This window comes from Pseudomonas weihenstephanensis (assembly GCF_016812185.1).
Taxonomy (GTDB): domain Bacteria; phylum Pseudomonadota; class Gammaproteobacteria; order Pseudomonadales; family Pseudomonadaceae; genus Aquipseudomonas; species Aquipseudomonas weihenstephanensis.
Genome location: NZ_JAAEBV010000001.1, coordinates 133,560 through 147,939, shown reverse-complemented (window position 1 = coordinate 147,939; position 14,380 = coordinate 133,560). Strand labels below are relative to the sequence as shown.

12 protein-coding genes and 3 pseudogenes are annotated in these 14,380 nt (G+C 57.6%); 8 read left to right on the top strand and 7 right to left on the bottom strand.

Features of this window, described 5'->3' with window-relative positions:
- Positions 1-99: 99 nt before the first annotated feature.
- Entirely contained in the window at positions 100-570 is a 471-nt protein-coding gene (locus GYN01_RS00715; RefSeq protein WP_048365548.1) for a hypothetical protein, read from the top strand.
- Positions 567-788, top strand: coding sequence for a hypothetical protein (locus GYN01_RS00710; protein WP_193387785.1), 222 nt, complete (start codon positions 567-569; stop codon positions 786-788). The genes GYN01_RS00715 and GYN01_RS00710 overlap by 4 nt, the downstream gene beginning before the upstream one ends.
- 132 nt (positions 789-920) lie before the next feature.
- On the opposite strand, the gene GYN01_RS00705 is transcribed toward GYN01_RS00710, so the two are convergent.
- The 5 genes from GYN01_RS00705 to GYN01_RS00685 all read right to left on the bottom strand — a co-directional run bounded on the left by GYN01_RS00705 (position 921) and on the right by GYN01_RS00685 (position 6,625).
- Positions 921-1,412: a CS1 type fimbrial major subunit gene (locus GYN01_RS00705; protein ID WP_048365456.1), complete on the bottom strand. Its 492-nt coding sequence runs from the start codon at positions 1,410-1,412 to the stop codon at positions 921-923.
- Positions 1,412-2,152, bottom strand: a complete 741-nt coding sequence (locus GYN01_RS00700; RefSeq protein WP_048399496.1) for a pilus assembly protein — start codon at positions 2,150-2,152, stop codon at positions 1,412-1,414. The genes GYN01_RS00705 and GYN01_RS00700 overlap by 1 nt, the downstream gene beginning before the upstream one ends.
- 35 nt (positions 2,153-2,187) lie before the next feature.
- Complete coding sequence (locus tag GYN01_RS00695; RefSeq protein WP_238936063.1) at positions 2,188-3,501, bottom strand: hypothetical protein; 1,314 nt, start codon at positions 3,499-3,501, stop codon at positions 2,188-2,190.
- 5 nt (positions 3,502-3,506) lie between these two features.
- Positions 3,507-6,032 carry a TcfC E-set like domain-containing protein gene (locus tag GYN01_RS00690; RefSeq protein ID WP_048365458.1) on the bottom strand — a complete coding sequence of 842 codons (2,526 nt, stop codon included), beginning with the start codon at positions 6,030-6,032 and terminating at the stop codon, positions 3,507-3,509.
- A gap of 92 nt (positions 6,033-6,124) precedes the next feature.
- Complete coding sequence (locus tag GYN01_RS00685; protein WP_048365459.1) at positions 6,125-6,625, bottom strand: CS1 type fimbrial major subunit; 501 nt, start codon at positions 6,623-6,625, stop codon at positions 6,125-6,127.
- Positions 6,626-7,181: 556 nt separating this feature from the next.
- On the opposite strand from GYN01_RS00685, the gene GYN01_RS00680 reads away from it, so the two are divergent.
- From GYN01_RS00680 to GYN01_RS00650, 6 genes and pseudogenes are all read left to right on the top strand, one after another.
- On the top strand, positions 7,182-7,715 hold the full coding sequence (locus GYN01_RS00680; RefSeq protein WP_048365460.1) for a PadR family transcriptional regulator: 534 nt from the start codon (positions 7,182-7,184) through the stop codon (positions 7,713-7,715).
- Between the two features lie 167 nt (positions 7,716-7,882).
- A pseudogene (locus GYN01_RS00675) lies at positions 7,883-8,038 on the top strand (enoyl-CoA hydratase family protein); the annotation flags it as partial.
- Positions 8,030-8,600: pseudogene (locus tag GYN01_RS00670) on the top strand (thiolase family protein); the annotation flags it as partial. The pseudogenes GYN01_RS00675 and GYN01_RS00670, both read left to right, overlap by 9 nt.
- Positions 8,601-8,704: 104 nt before the next feature.
- Positions 8,705-10,060, top strand: coding sequence for an MATE family efflux transporter (locus GYN01_RS00665; protein WP_203306443.1), 1,356 nt, complete (start codon positions 8,705-8,707; stop codon positions 10,058-10,060).
- A gap of 407 nt (positions 10,061-10,467) precedes the next feature.
- Positions 10,468-10,656 (top strand): annotated as a pseudogene (locus GYN01_RS22545) (3-ketosteroid-9-alpha-hydroxylase); the annotation flags it as partial.
- A 74-nt stretch (positions 10,657-10,730) separates the two neighbouring features.
- On the top strand, positions 10,731-11,744 hold the full coding sequence (locus tag GYN01_RS00650) for an AraC family transcriptional regulator (protein ID WP_048365463.1): 1,014 nt from the start codon (positions 10,731-10,733) through the stop codon (positions 11,742-11,744).
- Between the two features lie 53 nt (positions 11,745-11,797).
- Here GYN01_RS00650 and GYN01_RS00645 read toward each other — a convergent pair whose 3' ends face one another.
- Together GYN01_RS00645 and GYN01_RS00640 are read right to left on the bottom strand one after the other, a co-directional pair.
- The gene (locus GYN01_RS00645) at positions 11,798-13,339 is read right to left on the bottom strand and encodes a SulP family inorganic anion transporter (RefSeq protein ID WP_203306442.1); all 1,542 of its coding nucleotides are present in this window, start codon (positions 13,337-13,339) and stop codon (positions 11,798-11,800) included.
- An 83-nt stretch (positions 13,340-13,422) separates the two neighbouring features.
- Positions 13,423-14,151, bottom strand: coding sequence for a carbonic anhydrase (locus GYN01_RS00640; protein ID WP_203306441.1), 729 nt, complete (start codon positions 14,149-14,151; stop codon positions 13,423-13,425).
- Positions 14,152-14,380 lie beyond the last annotated feature (229 nt).

Genomic DNA, 14,380 nt, shown 5'->3' with positions numbered 1-14,380 from the left:
TTGCTGAACGCAGATTTTATAATCTTGGTGGTCAGTGCCTCTTTTGTGCTGCCGGTCTGTTGTGTGGCAGTTTTACTTCATGTTTTCGAGGGTTTTTCGTTGGCAGTCAGCAATTTGGAGATGCATGCGTTGTTCGTGTTGGGTGACCTGCGGGCGCGTTTGGTCAAACTGTTTCAATCGCATTTTGTGTACGTCACCGAGCAAACGTCTGAAGGTATCTACATTGCCGAGATTGATACCGCCGCCGCGTTAGTGGTGGATGACAAACCTGGGCTTCAGTTGAAGGTCGGGGATCACTTTCGCGCAGCGGTACTTCCCAGCCGTGAAGGTGGCAAGTTAGAGATCAAGTTTCGAGAAATCAAAATGACGGTGTACGGCATTGGCGACTATGCCTATGTCAGCTCGCCGCAAGGTGAAGGCATTGTGTTTAAGGAAGGTCAGACAGTGGTGTTGGTCTTTGCCGCTAATGAGCAATTGGCCACTGGCTTGAGCAAAACCCTGAAAACCGTCACTGCCAAAGCAGCCAAATGGCCCAAAGGTGAACTGACCTTCAAGGCCAGTAAAGAGTGACAGTGTCGCGCAGCACGTTTCATCAGCAATACGCTGTGCAAGCCAGAGCCAAGGCGCTTGAGTTGTTTGCCCAAAAGCCCACGATGAAGGGTGCCTGGCTCAGTTGGGTGGCAGGGCAGTTGTATGGTTCAGGTCCCGCTGAATACGCAAGCATGGTGCGCCGTGAACTGGAACAGCTTCAGGCGCACGCGCAAAGAGGCGATCGTACGCCTGAATAAGTCTCTCCATACCCCGTGTCATCGTGCGCTTCAACGCGATTCGCGAGGCATGCAACCCCCCGCTCAGATGCTGTTGCATCCAGTGCGCGACGGGCTGACCTTGTGCCGGACTAGTCCGCTTGGCCCAGAGGGTCAGGGCGCTGCGGCATCGAAGGTGATTTGCACGCTGCCGTAATATTCGCCAGCGCGAAAACCTTCTTCTGGCTTCAGCGCCTCGATACGCAAGGCCACCCGTTTACCCGGCCATGCCTCATCAGCCCGTACGATCACGGTGTCTTGCTGGGTCAGCGGTTGCTGATTGAACGTCACGTTCAATGCGATCGTATCGCGGCCGTTGAATAGCACCGGTTCGTACCCAAGCCGCGCGGTTACGCTACCGGTGGCGCTGACCACATCAAATTCGGCGCGTAACGGTTGCAGGGTGTCGTTGACCAGGTTCCAGTGCATGCGCTGCTCTTGCTCCAGAAAGCTGGGGTCGACGGGTATCACAAACAGCGAGTAAGTCGGAATGCTGACCGAAACCTCAAACGTGTGCTCATCACGTGCGCCGGGGGCGTGCGAAGCCCACACCAGCAATGCCAGCGTTGCGGCCAGTTGCGAAGGGGTTTTGCGCCAACCCCGCATCAGCCTTTAACCTCAATAGTCTTTTGCGCATGACCTTCTACCAGCGTCAGGCGATACAGTCGCCCCGCGAGCTTGTCAAAACCGTACGCCTTACCCGGTAACACATGGGTCTTGGTGGTGGGTTTACAGTCCAGTGGCGCATCGCTCGCGCAGTCTTTGAATTCGTCGACCACCACCACCGTGTTGCCCTCATTGCGCAACGTGTAACGATGACTCGTGTTCTCAATCCGGGTATCGAAGCGCGCCTCTCTGGGCCGTACAAAAAAGACCGTGCCGTAACCCGCCAGCACATTGATACCGGCCGTGAGGGTTTTTTTGTAGGCGTCGTTGTCTTCATCGCTCTGACCGAATTCATCTTCTTTTTCGGGCACCACCGGGACAAACCTGACCCGAAAGTAGCGCTCTGCGTCGCGTTCGCCCATAAACAACAGGCGCGTTCCCTGGGTGCCGTTTACCGGTACGATCAGGCGCGCCGGGCTGGCCATCAAGCCGTCACGGGTTGAATGGTTGGCTTGGGTTTTAAGTGTCGTCTCCTCAAAGGTGCCATCGTTTTTTAAGCGCATTTCCATGACTTGAACCCGGACAAAAGCGGTGCTGGTTCCCCCATTGAATACCCGCTTCAAATACGTGTTTTTATCGCTGTCTAAATAGTCGTAGACCAGGCCCACATTAATGTTGGGACCTGCCAGTGCGCCCAGCGACACACCCCACAATGCAACTGCTGCATAGACCGCTTTCATATTTAAACCTCACTGACGAGAGACCGCTGGCGCGGCTAGACTTCTGAATCCCAAATAACCACGACATTCCCGGCATACGTGCCTTCCTGAAAGAGCATGTCCTTGACGTGTTGTTTCTGTATTTCGAAGTGCAGGGTTGCCTGGCGCTTGTCCACGTAATAGTTGGGCTGGAACAACTGCGTGCCTGCACCGCTCAATAACAGGGGTTGACGATTGACGGCAGAACCGTCTTCACGGCCCAGGCCGTTGGGTAGCGTGACCAATAGGTCCAGGGGCACCCGGTGGCTCTTTTTGTTATCCAGCGCGCAGGTATCGCCTATGACGTATTGGCATTGCAGGTTCATCTTGAAGCGCGAGCTGGCGGAGATAAGAAAGGTTTGGTCGCGGTATAACTTCTCAGGGGCGCGACCTTGAAACATCCATTGATGCCAGCCACCTTTTGGCACCAGCTCAACGTGATTGCCGCCGGGCGGAACATCAACTTTCAGGGTGTGTGACACGCCCAGTGAGAAATTGAGCGTCAGTAGCGTGTCCCTGGGAACCATGACGTCTCCCATATCAAAGTCTTGATAAGGGCCGAGCGTGTACGTTATGCGCCCCGTGTATTCGCCCGATGACATTTGCAGCGGGTTCGGCGTTTGCAGTTCATATGCAAAATCAAGTGACCTAAATATCAGGTAGGGGATGTCGTAGAGCGCTTGTTTGCCGCAGGCCGTGGTGACCGACGGTGTTTCCCAAAAAAAGATAAATTGCTTGCCGTCAAAAAGCGATGTGGACTTTCCAATGCAGGGGGGTGGGGCCACAGACCATCGTTGGCCATTCCATAACTTGTTGTAAGCATCGAGCCAACTACTGGCATTGGGCACAAGATCATGGATTGTGTGCGGCGAGGTATCCATGGTCGTACCAAAGCCAATAATGCGGACTCTGACTTCTTCTGTTTCTTGAGTTTGCGCATGGGTTACGGTCAGTGTCCGCCATTCGCCAGGCACGGTGATCATGGCACCCTGGCGCGGGTCGGCATGGTGAGCGAAGATGGTCGCCACATTGTTGAAATACACCGGTGCACTGATGCTGTAGATGCCTCTGCGTTCGCAGTCAGCCGGGTAGTAACGACAATAACCGCTGTTATTGGGGGTTTTGTTAACGAACGTGTTGTGATTCGGCCGTGCGGAGTCCGGTTGAAACTCTGCCCGTATGTTCATCTCGGCGGCGAAGGTGCCGGGTGAAAGGCTGATTGCCAATGCACCGCTCAATGCAACCCGGCCGCCTGTCAGCTGTAGATCGCGCGCGGCGCAACGTAGCCACTTGAGGCAACGTAAGCCCTTATTTACGACGTGAGCATTCATCCGTTTCATCCTGCCACCTCTGCATCATGACCCGACTCCGCCAGCGTGTCGGGGTGGCAACGCAAGTCACCGAGTTCCAACACATGGTTTTGCAACCTGGCTTTGTCCATATCTATTCGGAACTGACACAGCAGCGCCTCTCCCTTGCGCACTTGCAAGGTGGGTGCATTGGCGTTCATTTCCATCGAGAAAAAGCCGTCGACTTCGCTGATCCCGCGGCTGGCGTGATTAATGATGTGATGGCCCTTGAGCGGGTTGCCCTGGGGGTCGATCAAGCGAGCGAGGACGGTGACGGTCTGCACCACATTGATCTTGCGATAGTCCACGCCGCCCTTGTTGAGGTGGTAACGGGTTCGGGCAGGCTGGATTGCAGCGGCCGGTACGTGGTTGCCTTCAAAGTCAAAACTCACTGCGCTGTTTTTGTAGGCCGTCACGGGAATAAAGTTGCGGCCCGCATGCAGCCTCGTGCTGCTGCCACTCAGGTCGTCAGCGCGTAATACGATGTCGCTCACATCAGACTCAACGTCAATGATCATGCCGGCGCCGCGACCCTGGTGCTGGCTGGTTAGCACGATGTTGTTGCCGCCCACGGCCAGGCTGCTGTCCAGATTCAGGCCGCCGCTCAGGTTGCCGTTAAAGGAGGAACGCTGAGCAAAGCTGTCGCCGTTTATGTGCTGGGTGGCAAAGGTGGTCCGGCCAGACAAACCCACACCATAGGTGTCGGTGGTGGCGCTGGCCGAGACGTTTTGCAGTACATGACCTTCCAGGTCGCGGCTGTACGTCAGTGAGGCGTTGTTGTCGCGCCCGCCATCGCGGTCGGTGCGTGAGCCGAGGCTGGCAGACCAGCTTTCGCCGGGGCCGCCGAGTGCCAGGCTGAGGGTCACATCCACCCCGCGATTGCGTGTGTAGGCCGAACTCAGGCTGCCCGGGCGATCAAACAGCGATAAACGCCAGTTGCCATCGCTGCCGAACAGGTAAGTGCGCCGGGTCCAGCCCAGATCAATGCCATAACCTTGGGTATAACCATCGCTGTGCGACAGGCGCGCACTGAGGCTACTCACAGGACTGAGGCGGTGAGTGATCGACAGGGACGAGTTGCGGGTTTGTCCGATAAACACCGAACGTTGTCGCACGCGTGTCCCGTCCGGCAACGTCTCGTAGGTATTGCGCGTATCCAGCCAACTGCGCGTGTGGTTAAACACCAGGCTGCCATGACCGTAGTTGTACAGGCCGTTCAGGTCGATCCCGGTGCCATAGTTTTCGGTTTCATACACGTTGGCGTAAACGCTGGCGTTGTGGGCTAACGTCCAGTCGATCGACGTGCCGTATTGCATGTCGCCTTTGACCTGTCTGCCCGACACGCCCACCACGACCCGCGGGTGCAGCAGGTAATTAATCGACGCACCGGCGGTCATGTCGCCACTGGCCTGTTCCGCCCAGTTGCTCCACAACTTGCTTTCTCGCCCGGCAAATACGTTGTAACGCCAGCGTTGATCGTGGTTGCGCCAGTTGTTGGGCTTGTAGATCAGTTCCGGGGAGGTGCTGGTGATTTGGCCGTCTTCGATCAGCCTCACCTCCACGTCATAAATCCCGCCGGGTAGTGGTCGGGTGTCGAGGCTCTGCAAGCCGGCGTTGACCATTTGGGTATTGATCAGCAAGCCGTTGCGATAGATCTCGACCGTGGCCTGACGGTTGGCGGTGACATAAACAGGGTAAACGCTGGGCTTGGACTGGTTGATTGCCAAGCTGTCGGAGCTGGCGTACATCGCCCCCAGCACGGTGTCGGGGTTTGCACCAAAGGTGCGTACTTGCCGGCTCAAACCTTCGGCGCTGGGGGTGAAATACCCCAGGCGCCAAAAACTGCCGGCCCACTCACGCTGGGTATAGGCGTCATAAATGGCGTGATACAGCGTCGTGTCATCCGGCCCTCCCACACGGGACAGTTGCAGGTTAAAGCTCTGGCTCCAGTTACCCAGGCTGCTGCTGGCCTCAAGGCCAAAGCGTGCGGCCAATGCCTCATCCTGCCCGCCGCTGAGATTGAGCTGATTGCGCATCATCAGACCGTGACTGCCTTGCTCCGGCAACGTGTAGTACTGAGGGGCCTGATGCTCACGCTCGGCATGTTCCGTCAGCAAAGAAACCAGTGAGTTTTGCAGGTTGTAATGCACGGCCAGCAACTGTTCCGGGCATTGGCTGTGACAACTGCCCAGTGGCACGCCTTGTTTCAGATAATCGGCCCATGCTTCGCGTTCGTTGATGGACAGCGCGCGGGTGTCATGGTCGGTGAATTCAAGCAGGGTCAAGCGATCATCGCGTGATAGCACAATCATCGCTTCACCGATCAGTTGTTGATTGAGTTCTACTTGCACGGCCAAAGGCACATCAAAAAAGTGCTCTTCGAAGTCCGAAGGCAGCCCCTTGGCTTGTGCGAGCAAGCTACGCGGCGTCGTGCCAATTGCCGTGGCGGCGCCAAGGGCGCTTGCACTGAATATCAAGGCGAGCGCTGCCGCGATGGGCGTCATCGGTAACATTCACGAAATACTCTGATAGCGGGTATTAAAGTGCGCAGGTAGCGCCCGGACGTGGTTACCCAGACCGGGCGCCTGGCATCACGTGTGAGGCGTTACCGGGTGACGCGCGGCACGTTGTCGAACACTACGGTGTAGGAGGCGGTGTAGGACCCCGCGGCACTATCGGCAGGTTTGGCGGCCGTAATCACCATGTCGGCCTGAGTACCCGGCGTTGAGCTGGCATCGTTCACCACCTCCAGGGGGGAGGCGGTCAAGGTGGTGCCGTTGAACGTGGTGGTCAGGGCGATATTTTGGTCCAGGTTGCCGTTGAACAGGCTGGTGGGGCCGCCCTCGATATAAGCATGGATAGAACCGTCGGTATTCTTCACGTTAAACACCTGGTGCAAGCTGCTTAGGGTGCCGTTGACCGGGTCATAGTTCATGGTTTCGTCTTTACCGAACTCCGGATCTTGCGGCATGACATGGAACACTTTGGTGGGAATGGACGCCTTGATATTGATCAGGCTGCTGGCTTCTCCGGCAGCCAAAGCGTGGCTAGACACGAGTGTCAGCATCAGCAGTGAACCCGTAATAACAACTGTTTTTTTAAACATGATAGAGACCCTGAAAATAAGGAATGTGAAGTGCATGAAAGCCCTCACGTCATAAACGCATGCGGCCAGTCTGACAGCGGCCGTATAAACAAATGAGCACGGACTAATTAAGTTTGTGCAGGAGGTGGTGAACTTTCGATGCCGGGAAAGTATTAACTAAGTTGTTTGAAGTGCCTATAAATCTTTGCGTAGCTCTGATCCTTTCGTTGTGTAGTACATGTCCTTCAATTGTCGAAGGAATATTCCGAAGCCTGCTTTTTTGACTATAAGCTATAAAATAAAACCTATTTATATCAATTACATGGCTTTTTAATATCGCTTGGTATCTTTCTCGAGGCTGAAGGCGTGCATTTGTAGGGGGTTGAGCGGTTAGTTGGGCGTTTTTTTTACGTTATGTCGCAGTGTTGCGCGCAAGTAATAAAGCGGTCTGTGCGTGAGTTATATCACTCTGTGTGCAGTAAGTTATGTCGTGGAGTTGGGGAGTAATAGTGACTTGAGTTGTGTTTTAAGTTGTGCTTTAAGTTGTGTTTTGTTAGGGCATGAGGAGTACGCGTGAATGGTCATTCAACACACCTTTGAACGGGGGCAAGAACGCCATGACGGGTTTGAAAAGCGGGCAGCACGTATACGCAGTCCACGGGTTTTCGCGCCCGGCGATTTAAAACTGTTGTTATTAGCCTTGATTGCGGAACAACCGTGCCATGGCTATGACCTGATTTTGCAAATTGAAGGGTTATTCGACGGGGCTTACAGCCCCAGCCCTGGGGTGATTTACCCCACGCTGGCGTTTCTTGAAGCGGGGCTGCTGGTTGAAGTGAGCGTGCAGGGTGACAAAAAACGCTATGCGATCACGGAGGCGGGACGCTTGTCCCTGAGTCAACAGGCGGTTGCGCTCAATGGCGTGCGCATGCGCATTGAAGTCAGTCGTTCTTCGTTACGCGGGCAGGATCGGCCTGCCGAAATTCATGAGGCCGTGCACAACTTGCGCCACGCCCTGCAATTGCATCATGGTCATTGGAGCCCGCAAGAAATCCAGCGCGTGCATAACCTGCTCAATAACACGGCCAAAGCTATTGTCGACGGGCAATAACCTCCATCGCGGGGGCAGGTTTAAGGGGCGCGGTTTGGCTTGGAACACAGGCTGGCCCCGCGATGAAAAGCCCCGATCGTGCACCGTATCGGGCCTGCATCTGCTCCAGGGTTTTAGTCTCAACGGACGATGATCTGGCCCTTGCGCCTTCCCATACTGCTCCCATGGAGCTGGATACCCATCCCGAGCTGATCGAGCAGGTCAACGCAGGTCACTACGCGACCTTCAAAGCGGTACATCGCAACCCGGTGCCCGTGATTGTCGCCGTGCATGGCGTCGTGTTGGGGGGCGGGATTGGTATTACCGGTGCCGCTGAAATCGTGCCGCTGGCAGCGCGCAAACTGCTGTTTGACAAAGAAGGCAAGGCAGGCGGCCATCAAGACGTGATTGCCGAGCGTGACGAGTGCAATCGTGCGTCCACCACGCGGACGATTTGGCTGCCCTCAAGCCGGTCTGCAAAGAGGGCAAGTGGGTGCAGCAGGGCGAATTCATCACCGCGGGCAACGCCTCGCAGTTCTCTGACGGCGCGGCGGCGGTGTTGTTAATGAGTCGCGCCCAGGCCAACCAGCGCGCAATTGAACCGCTCGGTGTGTATCGCGGGCTGGCCGTGAGTGGCTGCGCCCCTGAAGAAATGGGCATAGGCCCGGTGGGAAATCAACGAGGCGTTTGCCTGCCAAGTGGTCTACTGCCGCGACTTTTTGCACATTCCCAACGAGCGCTTGAACGTCAATGGCGGAGCCATCGCCATCGGGCACCCGTTTGGCATGTCGGGCACACGCAGGGTGGGCCATGCCTTGTTGGAAGGCCATCGGCGTGGTGCGTTTTGGGGGGGGAGCGATGTGCATTGGCGGCGGCATGGGGGCGGCCGGGCTGTTTGAACTCAACTCACCGCCAATCCCTGGCAGGCGCGTTGGATTGGGTCACTGGCAGCCCTTTTGGATCCAGATACGGTATAACCCTTCACTGCTCTGTTTTGAGGTGTTCAGGTTATGCAAAACCCGTCGCAACGGCCGCTGTGGCAGATCTATCTGATCTTTCTGGCGCCGATGGTGCTGTCCAACTTTTTGCAAAGCTTCTCCGGCACGCTGAATGGCATTTACATCGGGCAGATGCTGGGTACGCAGGCGCTGGCGGCGGTGTCGGGCATGTTTCCCATTGTGTTTTTCTTTATCGCGCTGGTGATCGGCCTGGGCGCGGGTGCCTCGGTGCTGATCGGGCAAACGTGGGGCGCCCGTGAAACCACAATGGTCAAGCAAATTACCGGCGCCACCCTGACCTTGGGCCTGTTGATCGGGTTGATTGCCGCCGTGGTGGGCAGCGTGTTCGCCCGTCCGGCGTTGCAAGGGTTGGGCACGCCCGCCGATGTGCTGGACGATGCGGTGGCCTACGCGCGGATCATGATGCTGATCATGCCGCTGCTGCTGGTGTTCATCTTGTTCACGCAGTTGCTGCGTGGCGTCAGTGACACGGTCACGCCGTTGTTGGCACTGATGGTGTCCACCGTTGTGGGCTTGTTACTGACGCCGGCGCTGATTCTGGGTTGGGTCGGTTTACCGCCGCTGGGGATTGAAAGCGCCGCGTATGCCGGACTGGTGGGCAACGTACTGGCCTTGCTGTTTCTGGGCCTGCGTTTGCGCCATAAAAAAAACGTCATGGCGCCGGACCGTGAGCTGTGGGCGGCGCTGCGCCTGGACCGTGCCATTTTGGCAAAAGTGCTGCGCATCGGCTTACCGACCGGGGTGCAGATGGTGGTGCTGTCGTTGTCGGAGCTGGTGATTCTGGCATTGGTCAACAGCCACGGCTCGCAAGCCACGGCGGCCTATGGTGCAGTGACGCAAATCGTCAATTACGTGCAGTTCCCGGCGCTGTCGATTGCCATCACCGCATCGATTCTCGGCGCCCAGGCCATCGGCGCCGGGCACATCGAGCGTATCGGCCCGATTCTGCGCACCGGCCTGATGATCAACCTGTGGCTGACCGGCGCTCTGGTGCTGTTGGGCTATGTGCTGTCGCATTGGTTGCTGGGCTTGTTTATCACCGACATCGAAGCACGGGTACGGGCTGAGCACCTGTTGCACATCATGCTCTGGAGCATTCTGTTCTTTGGTTTTCAGGCGGTGGTGGGCGGGATCATGCGCGCCAGTGGCGTGGTGCTGGTGCCGATGGGTATCACCCTCTTCTGCGTATTGGCGGTTGAATTGCCGGTGGCCTATGCGTTGGATGCGCATTTCGGCCTGCAAGGGGTGTGGATGGCCTTTCCGGTGACCTACCTGACCATGCTGGCTTTGCAAACCGCCTACTACCGTCTGGTGTGGCGTCATAAACCGATCCAGCGCCTGATCTGAAACGGGCAATCGCTGGCCGTTACCTGCGCGGTAACGGCCACGCGAGAGCCTTGATCTACCCCCTCACGCCCAGCTAGGCCATTTGGACGATGTGCCTGTGACTGCCCGGTCTGATTATCGAGGCCAGGTTGCTGCGACCTCGCCGCTGAGTTCGTCAGCGCCTCCACGACTATAAAAAAAAGAGGACTGGCCGTATGCAATTCGCCCTTCTACTGCCGCGTGCCGAAAGGTATCGATCATGCGTTCGCTAATTGGTTATCTGGTGTGCCTGATCGTTGCCGTCACCATCGCATTCACCTTTCCCCCCCCGGACAACACTGGACGTCGCCGCCCAATCGCTGCGCGCCGACCACTTGCAAATCAACGGCATGGTCTACCTCAACCAGCGCGTGGTGGCGGTGGGCGAGCGCGACTCGTTTTATCAGGACGTGGACATCGGGACCCACAATATTCGGGTCAACAACCCGGTACTGGCCGAAGGTGATGGCCCGGTGTATCAAGTGCGCGAGTGGTATCAGCCGTTCTTCACTGACGAGGCCAGCGTAGCCGCAAGCATGGCCCCAAACCGTGCCTTCACCCCGGTGGACAATCGCTGATCAACACTGGCTTTTTGATCCACGCTGCTTAAGATGGCCCACACATAAAAATCAGCGGGCGTGGATCAAGGCCAATGTTGAGCAAAGACACGATCTCTATCCACTTGGTGCGTGAGGCGCTGTTGCAAAGCTGTGCCACACCTGCGGCGATGCGCGAGGTGCTGCACAAAGCTGGCATCGACCCCGCCCTTGCGGATCAGGCCGAAGGGCGCGTGCCTGCGCACCTGTATGCTCGCCTGTGGCGTTTATTGGCGCGGCGCCTGGACGATGAGTTCTTCGGCATGGACCCGCGTAAATTGCGCGCCGGCAGCCTGGCCTTCATGTGCCGCTCGGCGATGGCACAGCCAACCCTGGCGCAGGGGCTGGAACTGGTGCTGGGCTTTTTGTCCCTGATGCTTGAGCGCCTGCCGGCCACGTTGGTGCGCCAACAAAGCCTGGCCGAAATTGCTTTGCACGAGCCGCAAGAGACCCCGAGCCGCGCCTTCACCTACTTTACCTATTGGATGATGGTGCACGGTGTGGCGTGTTGGCTTGCCGGGCGGCGCATTCCCATCCTGACCATCGAGTTACGCTGTGCAGCGCCCGATTACTGCGAAGACTATGCGGTGATGTTTTCTGACAACCTGCGCTTTGAGCGGCCCCGTACGCGCATGATTTTCGCGGCCGATGGCCTGGACGCGCCGATCAAGCGCACAGAGCAAGAGTTACAGCGTTTTCTGGCGCAGGCACCGGCCAATATTCTGGTTAAATACCGCGACCCACAAAGCCTGGCCAGCCAGATCAAGCAGAACTTGCGGTTTGTAGAGGCTGCGCAATGGCCCGATACCGAGGGGCTGGCGCAGACCTTGTGCATGTCCGCCTCTACCTTGCGTCGTCGTTTGGCTGAAGAAGGGCAGACCTATCAAGGCCTCAAGGACGGCGTGCGCAAAGAGCTGGCCATCGGCTGGCTGGCAGAGCCGCAGTTGAGTTTTGCTGACATTGCGCTGAACCTGGGGTTCGCCGACACCAGTTCGTTCTATAAAGCCTTTCGCAAATGGACGGGGAGTAACCCTGGCCACTATCGCAGTTTGATTCTGGGCGTTAATTGACTGAGCCTGTCGCTGCAGTGCAGCGCGCAACGACAGGCGTGCAGGCAAAACGGCTACGCAGGCGCCGAACCCAAACCTGCGGTGGTGCGGGTACTTCCCTCCAGACGACGTTTCAAACCGCGTGGCTCGATCATCAGTGTTGAGCCGCTGGCCGCATTGGCTCGCTGCCACTCCTCAAACAACTCCAGGCAGGAATGGTCGATGTAACTCAGGTTACCCAGCGGTACATGCACGGTGCTGCCCGCAGGCACACGCGCTAACGTGCGGGTAAGGGCCGGAACTTTGAGAAACGTCGCTGCACCGGTGAGGCGCAGTTCCAGTTCGTTGGGTTGATGCAGCTCGATCAGGCTTATTTTCAGGCGCGCGGCCTTCCAGGCCAGGTTGGCCAGGGTCAGGGCAAAACCGATCAGCACCCCGCTCAGCAAGTCCGTGAAAATGATCGCCAGCGCGGTGGCCGCGTAGGTGAACATCGGCATGCGGCCATAGCGCGCCAAACCGCGAAAGGCTTTGAGGTCCACTAATTTGAAGCCGGTATACACCAACACCCCCGCCAGGCTGGCCACCGGAATGCTTTGCAACACACTGGACAGCAGCATTACAAATGCCAGCAACCACACGCCGTGCAGCATGGCAGAAAGCCGCGTGGTGGCACCTGCCTGCACGTTGGCGGAGCTGCGCACAATCACGCCGGTCATGGGCAGTGCACCGAGCAGACCGCAAAGCATGTTGCCGACGCCTTGGGCGGACAGCTCTTTGTCAAAGTCCGAGCGCTGACCATTGTGCATGCGGTCTACGGCGGCGGCGGATAACAGCGTTTCGGCACTGGCGATGAACGCAACTGTGAACGCAGCCAGCAGCAGTGTCGGGTCGGCGAGGTTCAACAGGTCGGCCGGACGCAGCCAGTCGATGGCATCGGCAAGGTTTTCCGGGACCTCAACACGTTTGACGGGCAAGCTCAGCAGCAAGCTGAACCCGGTAGTCAGCCCTACGCCTAGCAAGGCGCCGGGCACAAAGCGCAGGCGCTGCGGGCGAAACTTGTCCCACAGCCACATCACCAGAATGGTGCTCAACCCCAGTAAACCGGCTTGCCAGCCCAGCCCGCCGCCCAAGGTCGGGATCGCGGCCATGAGCGCTTGCGCAAAGCCGCTGAGGTTGTCCAGCCCGGAAGGCTTGGGTACGCCGTCCAACATGACATGCACTTGCGATAACACGATGAGTACGCCGATCCCGGCGAGCATGCCGTACACCACCGCCGGTGCCGTCACCCGGAACCAGCAACCCAGACGCAAACGCCCGGCCAGCAGTTGCACAAGACCCGCCAACAGCAGGATAGGGCCGAGCATGGCAATGCCATGTTGACGGACGATTTCGAACACCAGCACCGCCAGCCCCGCTGCCGGCCCGCTGACTTGCAACGGTGAGCCGGCCATCCAGCCGACCACCAGCCCGCCGATGATGCCTGTGATCAACCCTTTGGCGGGCGGCATGCCCGATGCGATGGCGATGCCCATGCACAAGGGCAACGCCACCAGAAAAACCACCACCGAAGCCAATAACTCCCGCGGCAAGACTGCTTTTAATTGTTCAGCACGCATGGCAACTTTCCCCTGCATATTTTTAGACGCAGCAAGGCCTGACTGGGTATGCGCCCGTCACTGCTTTGCAAGGTCGGGAATGGTTAGAAGCGCGCTTTGGGCGTCGCCGATGGAATGGCCTGCACGTCGTTCAAGGGCAGAAAAGCCTCTTGCTGCGCGTCGTAGGCTTTGATCCGGCCTGTTTCGATGTCGTAGATCCAGCCGTGGATGAACAATTGACCGTTGGCCATGCGCGACGCAACGCTGGGGTGAGTGCGCAGGTGCTGCAGTTGTGCGATCACGTTTTCTTCCGTGAGGCGGTGCATGCTTTCGGCTTCATCGGCGCAGCCGCAGTTTTCATGAACCATGGTCTTGGCCACTTCTGCATGGCGCAACCAGGCTTTGACGGTGGGCATGGCGTGCAGGGTGTCGGGGTTGAGCACGCCGCGCATGGCCCCACAATCGGAATGTCCGCACACGATGATGTGCTGCACGCCCAGGACCAGGCTGGCGTATTCGATGGCGGTTGAAACACCACCGTTCATTTGCCCGTAAGGAGGCACGACGTTACCGACATTTCGGGTGACAAATAAATCGCCGGGTGCGCTTTGAGTGATTAGTTCGGGCACGATTCTGGAATCGGCGCAGGCAATGAACATGGCGCGGGGACGTTGGGCGGTGGCGAGTTTTTTGAACAGGTCTTTCTGTTGCGGAAAGACCTCGTGCTGAAAGTGCAGTAACCCTTCGACTATGAGCTGTAGCGCTGCATCGGCGTGTTCGGCCGGGTGGGGGGCAGTAGCTACAGCTAACGGCTGATTATCCTTGGTACTCATCATTCATCCTCTTTGGCAAAGCGGAGAGATTTCCGCTTGTGTCCAGAAAAAAGTCATCAGCGACTCGAATGAAAAAAGTACCGTTTGAAGCTTAACTCAAACTGAATTAACCGCTCTGGCACAAGGCTTTCATGATGGCATTGAGCAATCTCGATGGGCCGTGAACAGCGGTGTGCAGGGGCAATTCAGGTTCGCTCCTGCACACCGGTTGAGCTGGACGTTATGCCGA